This window comes from Leminorella grimontii ATCC 33999 = DSM 5078 (genome assembly GCF_000439085.1).
Lineage (GTDB): Bacteria > Pseudomonadota > Gammaproteobacteria > Enterobacterales > Enterobacteriaceae > Leminorella > Leminorella grimontii.
In genome coordinates this window covers 1-4,560 of sequence record NZ_AUUA01000033.1, presented here as the reverse complement: position 1 = coordinate 4,560, position 4,560 = coordinate 1, and the positions used below count along the sequence as shown (strand labels likewise).

The 4,560-nt window shown below is 55.2% G+C and carries 4 protein-coding genes; all 4 read right to left on the bottom strand.

The annotated features are described in order from the left end of the window. Positions 1-210: phage virion morphogenesis family protein (locus tag G544_RS0117885; protein WP_027275852.1), on the bottom strand; the 210-nt coding region annotated here is incomplete at its 3' end. A gap of 136 nt (positions 211-346) precedes the next feature. Continuing rightward, a complete protein-coding gene (locus G544_RS0117880) occupies positions 347-1,672 on the bottom strand; it encodes a phage head morphogenesis protein (protein ID WP_027275851.1) in 1,326 nt (441 codons plus the stop codon). After that, positions 1,656-3,239, bottom strand: a complete 1,584-nt coding sequence (locus G544_RS0117875) for a DUF935 domain-containing protein (protein WP_027275850.1) — start codon at positions 3,237-3,239, stop codon at positions 1,656-1,658. Before G544_RS0117875 ends, G544_RS0117880 begins: the two co-directional genes overlap by 17 nt. Continuing rightward, positions 3,239-4,560, bottom strand: a 1,322-nt coding sequence (locus G544_RS22320; protein ID WP_036024532.1) for a hypothetical protein, incomplete at its 5' end; no start/stop codon positions are given. The genes G544_RS0117875 and G544_RS22320, both read right to left, overlap by 1 nt.

Here is a 4,560-nt window from a genome sequence, read left to right as displayed (position 1 = left end):
CCTCTCAAGCCGCTCGCGGTATTTATCCGTCAGCGCAGGCCATGACTGACCGGTGGCGGGGTCTTTTTCACGGTCAAAGGCATTTTCTGACTCACTAGCAAGCACCGCCGAGATGGCGCGCGTGATGGGCGTCATATCCTGCCCCAGCACAACCAGACGCTTGACGGCCTCATCAAGCGGCGCGCTGTCGAATTTATAATCAATTTGCATTCATTAAACCCTGTGCTAGGATAATTAAACGGTGTACGGATAATTGGTAATTCGGCGTAAACGCTATCGCGTCACACGTTTATGTGGGTTCGACCCCCACCACCGTCCAACGCCCCGCACTGCGGGGCGTTGTTGGTTAAAGCCCACCTTTGATAACAGAATAGTTCCCCCCCTCGATCCCCTTCTGAAGCTCGAAAAGTGACACTTTATAGGCGTTAATCACCACATCCAGCGCATCAGGCTGTTTGCGTACCCCATAGGGGGAGTTGACGACAATCTTCGCCATCTCCTTACCACTGTCGATAACATACAACAGGTTGTGATTTTGGTTGTCCCACAGCACCGCGCGAGGGGTGTTAAGGGATTTGGGTAACGCCTGATACTCGGCTAACGTCAGCGCAACCCCTTTCGTCTGGTGCTTGAGCGAATCCGCATGAATAACGTTCTTTTCACTGACCGCCAGAAGACGCGCAGCCGGTTGGCCGGTGCGTTTTTCGACCGCATCGGCAATATCATCACTCATAAAGCCCAGCGGCTGAATACCGTTGCCGGGACGGCGCTGGGTCAGTACCGTCCCAATCCATTGCTCAAAAGCAGCCTGCCGTGCAGGGGCGTTATTCAGCGACTGGATGACCTGCTGGCGTAACTGTCGGTTTTGCAATGAGACCAGCTTTTTCGCAATATTGACGTCCGTCCCCATTGCCGCACTGCCCGCATTCCCCGACCAACCGACGCCAGTGCGCATACGCCGTTTGCCGTCCGTAAAGGTCGTCACAGGCTGCTCGTACACCTCACCCGTGCGTTTATCAACACCGGCCTCGGCCATCCCTGTATCGAGTCGCCCAACACTGGACTCGACCTTTAAGCCCATCTGTTTGACTTGTGCCGCCGTCAGCGCGCGAACGCGACAGCGACAGCCCCAATCGTTAGGCGGGTACATGGTTTGCCAAATAGGGTCTGTGTAGTGGAATACGCGCCCATGCAGTGCCCGATGCGAGTCACGCGTATTACTGTCGAGAATGGCGATATATTGCCAGTAGGGATGCGTTTCCGTGCTGGCAAGTTGTTGCTGATAGCGACCTGCCTGATAGCTGGTTGCGAGGTTGGTGCGATAAATGGTACTCAGACGCTGAGGGCTGCCGAGTTGGACGACTTCAGCACCGCCCGCACTATCAACGACGACCTGCTTGCCGTACCATCCAGCCGCCTGCAAACGCGGCGTGAGCGTGTTGATAAACTCACGCTCAGTGATACCCTCAGAGAGCGCCCGGTCAACCTCACTCCGAATGGTGTCGAGCACATCAAGCCGGGCAGCCTTAGCGACCGTAAATGCGCGGGCGTGGGTGCTCTGTAGCGCTTCTTGCCAATTCCATGTAATTTCGTAGCCCTTAGAGCGAAAGTAATCAACAGCAAGCTTAGGCTCAAGCTTCATGGCATAGCCCAAATCAACCGGCATTGGCATTTAAGCGCCCCCATGTTTCAGCAATCCACATCGCACGTGACAGCATGTCAGTAAGCTGCTCATCATCCAGTTCAGCGTAAAGCTCAGCAGCGCGGAGCTTAGCCGCTTCCATGCCGCCAGATTGCACGGCCGCGATGATAGGCACAAGAATAGGGTCAGTGACTGCCTGCCACTCATCACCGGATACAGCGCCCGGCATAGCAGCAATCGCTTTTTGCGCGTCCGGCGCAGACACTGAGGGGGCAGCGGCAAGCGCCGTATAACCGCGAGGTACAGCCGATAGGAACGCAGGCGCTTCTGGCTGTGGTGCGGGTTTTAACACCTCGTCGCTGTCGTCTGCCATCGGGATTTGCAGCTTCTCATGCGCCCACTGCACCGGGATTTTCATCCCGATACCGGCCAACAAGGGCAGTGCTGTCGAGTAGGCGGTCAGGTCTTCCGGCGCAGACAGGTCGAACTCAAACCGACACAGACGACGCAAGCTTGAAAATGACCGGCCATTGAGCGCAACGATAGGGTGAACAATATCGCGCGTGATAGTTGGTGCCAGTTGCAGTGCGTCGCTGTCACAGATGTTGTCCGCCATGCGCTCATGCACGTTACCAAGGGCGTTTGTACTGGTCGCACCATCAGCTTGACTGGTCAGGGTGCCGCCTAAAATCACCTTGGAAATACACAAATCCCAATAGGTGACAAACGCCATATACGGGTCGCTTGACCCCTCTATCGCGTTCTTGAGTTCGATATCCATGCCGCGCGGGAAGATCCCCCCAGCGTTATGGCCGACGCTCATCACCGCTCTTAACAGGCTTTGCTTCTCTTTCTCGGTACTGCCCGCCGGGTATTTCCCTAATCGGATAGGCATCCCGTAAATCTCAAGAAACTCGGCAAGATCGCGCACGCTGTAGTTTTTAAAGATGAACGCCCACACCAGAGAGCGCACCAATCCCATACGAGCCAGATAGCCCGACTTGGATTTAGCGACGTGAACCACCCAACCAAAGGGCCACAGTTCCTGCCCCTCATGACTGCCGTCGCGCAATCGCAACTGGTTACGGTCTTGCGGGTGAGTCTGAAACCACGCGGCGTCACGAAACTCAATCGTTTTAGGGATAGTTAAACCGTCAACCTGTTCCCACTCAATTTCTTGACAGCTAAACCCCTTCAGAACGGCGTCAGTGGCATCAAACAGGCAGTCATTAAACCACGTCGCATCAGTCAAAATCTCTGTCACCATGTCGGCATCGTACTGCTCTTCCTTGGTCGGATTGCGAGGCGGGGTAATTTTCCACGGCAGAGACTGCACCGCCCGGCGACGCTTACCCAATTCAGCGGCAAGATGCAGGTCTTTCTCCTCCATATCCTCAGCCAGCTCACACTGCGCCATCAGGTCACCATCTTCCGCCGCCTTGAGTAACGCCGCTGCTCGGGCTGGCGTCAAACTCATGGAGGGATGGGTACTGTAATGCTGACGCAGAAAGCCGACTTTGGCGGTGCCGGTCTGCTGGTCATCGGACAAAACAAAGGGACGCCCTGAGGCGTCCAAAATACGGGTCAAAAATTCCATTACCAGCAACCTCTCATTGTGTCGAACTCATCATCGTCATACTCATCGGCCGCCGCAGACAGGGGAGCCGATTTTGGCGGGAGTGGGATATACCCTTCGGTCTCAAACCCCTCCATGTATGAGGCGCGAGTAAACATCAGGTAAGCCCCAGCACTGTCACCGTGCCGCTGCTTACCATCGCCCCCCTTACGGCGGGATTTGTCGATTTTGGGGATGCCCCGGATGTTCTGAATTTGGCGCTGGTCGGCAATGATATCTTCATCGCGGGGGATATCGATGTAACCCGCCTCATACAGTGCCTTGTACTTAGGCGACCACTCGCGATAAAACAGGTCGGTGATGTGGATGGCGTCCACCATTTGGTCACCGTAACGCAGCAGTAATGCCTCACCGAGATAACCGCCGTTACCGGTTTTATCAACAGCGACACCGACGAGGCGCGGCAGGCGGTCGATAATGAAAAAAGCAATTTCTCGCTGCTGATTGTAAGGGACATCGTGAAGCTCTACCGTGACGGGAATGCGGCGGCAGGTGTTTTGCTCAATGCTGCCAATAGCTATCACAGACAGGTCAGCCGAGCGGGCAAAGTCCTGCCCATAGGCGTGGCGGGTATCCTGTTCAAGGTTATCGAGCAAGGGAAGCAATTTCTCGCGACAGAAGGTCAGAGCCGTATTAAAACGCTCCTCTTCTGTCCAATCCATATAGCCTTTGGGCATCTTCCAACGCACCACTGTGCAGTCAAGACTCGTTGCCCGGTCAAGCAATACCCGAGGAATATACGCACCGCTACCGTGTTTCGGCACGCAGTAATACTCCTCAAGCGCATCGTCCTCGGTCTCGGTGCCGCCCAGCAGGTCAGCCTTCCATTCAGCCTCAGCAGCAGGTGACCACGCCTGACGCGTCACCTGACAAATACGCTGATAAAGCCCCTCAGCACACGCGTCGTCGAGTGTGATGGTGTGAACCGTTCCCTTTCGGCGACCGGCACGAATATCTTGGATCAGGGTATTGAACAGGTTTTCATTCCCATTATGCGTACTGATAATGCGGATTTTCGCGCCCCACATGGTGAGTGCCATAGCCGCTTTCATCAGCTCGCCAAGCTGCTCATGGAATGCGGCCTCATCAATAACGACGTTACCCTGCATTCCTCGCAGGTTCTTCGGATTAGAGGACAGCGCCTGCACCTTAAACCCAGAAGAGAAGTAAACGACAAAGGTGAGAATATCCTGTCTTTCGTTGTCAATGACGGTTTCAAGAGCTTCCTCAACGACCTCGCTCGCCGCGCGATCATAAGCCTTGGCCCACATGGCAACGGCGT